We start from the raw sequence: 2734 nt of genomic DNA on the forward strand, positions 1-2734 counted from the left end.
CGAACAGCGTGCGGCCGGCGAGGCACACGCGGCCGGTGTCGGGCGTGGTGAGGCCGGCGATCATCTTCAGCGTTTGGCTCTTGCCCGCACCCGAGGGACCGAACAGCACCAGCCGGCGCGCGTCGCTGCGAAAGCTCACCTGCAGGTCGAAACGCCGGCCGGCGTGTTCGAAGCGCTTGGTGACGTCGACATCCCAGATCATCGTGGCCCCCTCGGCGGCTTCATGGCTGGCCGGCCACCCGGCCGGGCGCGAGCCGCCCGGCCGCCAGCAGCACCGCCACGCAGGTGACCGAGACGACGAGCACGAGGAAATTCGCCACGTCGTCCCGTCCGGCCTGCACCGCCTCGTACACCGCGATCGACAGCGTCTGCGTCTTGCCGGGAATGCTGCCGGCCACCATGAGGGTGGCGCCGAACTCGCCGGTGGCTCGCGCAAAGGCGAGCAGCACGCCAGCGAGGATGCCGCGCCAGGCGAGCGGCAGAGTGACGCGAAAGAAGATCGCGAGCTCGCCCACGCCCAGCACACGGGCCGCCTGTTCGAGCTGCGGATCGACCGATTCGAACGCTGCACGCGCTGCCTTGAAGACCAGCGGAAAGGCGACGATGGTCGCGGCGATCACCGCGCCCTGCCAGGTGAAGATCAGGTTGATGCCGAAGTTCGATTCGAGCCAGCCGCCGATCGGGCCGCGCCGCCCGATCACCACGAGCAGGTAGTAGCCCAGCACGGTGGGCGGCAGCACCATCGGCAAGGTCAGCATCGAGTCGAGCAGTTCGCGACCGATGAAGCGCTTGCGAGCCAGAACGAAGCCGACCGCCACGCCGAGCACGAGGTTGAGCGCCGTGGCCCAGCCGGCCACCTTGAGCGTCAGCGCGAGCGCGACCCATGCGCCCTCCATCAGGGCGCGTCAGGGGGGCCGAAGCCGTACTTCGCCAGCACGGCCTGCGCCTCGGGCGAGAACACGAAATCGACGAACTGCCCGGCCGGCGCCGCGTTGGGGCTGCCCTTCACCGGCGCGATCGGGTACAGGATCGGCTTGTCGGTCGACACGCGCTTCGCCACCTCGACCTTGCCGGGCATCAGGGCGGCATCGGTCGAATACACGAAGCCTGCGTCGACCTCGCCCCGGGCAACGTAGTCGAGCGCTTGGCGCACGTTCTGCGTGCCGATCGTCTTCGGCTCGATCGCGGCCCACAGGCCCGCCTTCTCGAGCACCGCCTTGGTGTAGCGGCCCACCGGCACGCTGTCCGTCAGGCCGATGGCGATGCGTTCGTAGGCGGGCTGCGCGAGGTCTGCGAGCGCCTGGGGTGCATGGGCCGAGTCCGCCGGCACGATCACGACCAGCTTGTTGGAGACGAAGTCGCGGCGCCTGCCGGCCTCGATGGCGCCTTGCGCCTGCGCCTGGTCCATGCTCTCTTGGTCGGCGCTGGCGAACACGTCCACCGGCGCGCCCTTGACGATCTGCTGCATCAGCGCGCCCGAGGAGCCGAAGTTGAGCTGCACTTTGTGCCCTGGGTACTTCGCCTCGAACAGCGGCGCAAGTTCGCGGAAGGCATTGGTCAGGCTGGCCGCGGCGGAGACGGTGAGGTCGGCGGCGGCCGCTTGGCCGCTCAGCAGCAGGCCACACAGGGCGAGGAGGAGCAGGCGCAGGGTCGGACGTTTCATGGTCGAGGCGAGTCCGAACATAGAGACCGAAATATACGACCCGCTATAGCGGTTTGCGTGGACTCGGCGATGGACGGGCAGTCAGGGCCGGTCAGCCGAGCGCAGCGTCGATCTGCTGCGTCATGTTTTGGCAGGCTTCCGGCTTGAAGACGATCGCGAAACGGCTACGCCCGCCGCTGCGCTCGGCCCACAGCCGGCCGATCTGGGCTTTCCCGAGCTCCTTGGGCGCGAATAGACCCTCCCAGGCCATGGCCTGCTCTGTCATCGTGGAGCCGGCCAGACCGATGGTCTGGCCGAGCAGGTTCAGCTCCACTTCGTCGAACACTGCCTCGCGTTCCAGCAAGGCCAGCTCGCCTTGCTGCCCGCTGCCGCTTGGAAGCCGGTAGCACAGCCGCGGCACCTCCTCGAACGGCACGTCGCGATGCTCGCGCGCCTGCGCCGCCGATACCAGTGCGTTGTGCCGCTCGATCTGCTGGCCCACCTGTTCGCGCTGCTTGCCGCGCTGACCGGCCACCAGCGCGCTCGCGAGCGCTTCGGGCACGGCGCCACGCACCTGCACCCGCCGACGCTCGCCGTCACTCGTGACCGTCGCAAGACCTGCCGCCTGAGCCAGCAGCACCGGCTATGCGAGTGCCGCCTTCGCGGAAAGATCCACCGCGAGCGTCGGCAATGCCGGCGCAGTGCCGATGGGCCGGTGATCGGCGACCACAACAACGTCGCCTCGGGAATCTTCTCGATGGCGATCCTGATCTCTTGGGCGAACGCCTCGCCCAGCCCGGGCGCCGCGGCTGCATAGTGCGCCTGCGCCTCGGCCGCCTCTGCCTAGGGCGTGTTAACACTACTTGATTCGAGCATGCATGATGCGAGAAAATTCATGCATGGAGATCACGCAAGCCCAATTCGAGCAGATCGAACATTGCCTTCCCACGCAGCGTGGCAACGTCAGTCTGTCGAACCTGACCGTGTTGAACGCAGTGCTCTACGTCGCAGAGCATGGCTGCAAGGTAAGCGTTCCGCGATCCCATCTTGCATTGCGCGAGCCGAGGCCTAAGCGTCGGAGTTCGCGAGTAC

5 protein-coding genes are annotated in these 2734 nt (G+C 67.9%); 1 reads left to right on the forward strand and 4 read right to left on the reverse strand.

The genetic code is table 11. The features are described from left to right. From H0W38_RS20425 to H0W38_RS20440, 4 genes are all read right to left on the reverse strand, one after another. The coding region (locus H0W38_RS20425) for an ATP-binding cassette domain-containing protein (protein ID WP_292457636.1) at positions 1-202 on the reverse strand (202 nt) is incomplete at its 3' end. A gap of 19 nt (positions 203-221) precedes the next feature. Further along, positions 222-896, reverse strand: coding sequence for a molybdate ABC transporter permease subunit (modB, locus tag H0W38_RS20430; RefSeq protein WP_292457639.1), 675 nt, complete (start codon positions 894-896; stop codon positions 222-224). Beyond that, on the reverse strand, positions 896-1663 hold the full coding sequence (gene modA / locus H0W38_RS20435; RefSeq protein ID WP_292457641.1) for a molybdate ABC transporter substrate-binding protein: 768 nt from the start codon (positions 1661-1663) through the stop codon (positions 896-898). The genes modB and modA overlap by 1 nt, the downstream gene beginning before the upstream one ends. 91 nt (positions 1664-1754) lie before the next feature. Then, positions 1755-2204 carry a hypothetical protein gene (locus tag H0W38_RS20440; protein WP_292457644.1) on the reverse strand — a complete coding sequence of 150 codons (450 nt, stop codon included), beginning with the start codon at positions 2202-2204 and terminating at the stop codon, positions 1755-1757. Positions 2205-2541: 337 nt separating this feature from the next. On the opposite strand from H0W38_RS20440, the gene H0W38_RS20445 reads away from it, so the two are divergent. Beyond that, a partial coding sequence (locus H0W38_RS20445; RefSeq protein ID WP_367162499.1) for a transposase occupies positions 2542-2734 on the forward strand: 193 nt, incomplete at its 3' end.

The sequence above is a fragment of the Methylibium sp. genome, assembly GCF_013817365.1.
In the GTDB taxonomy this organism is placed as follows: Bacteria; Pseudomonadota; Gammaproteobacteria; order Burkholderiales; family Burkholderiaceae_C; genus Methylibium.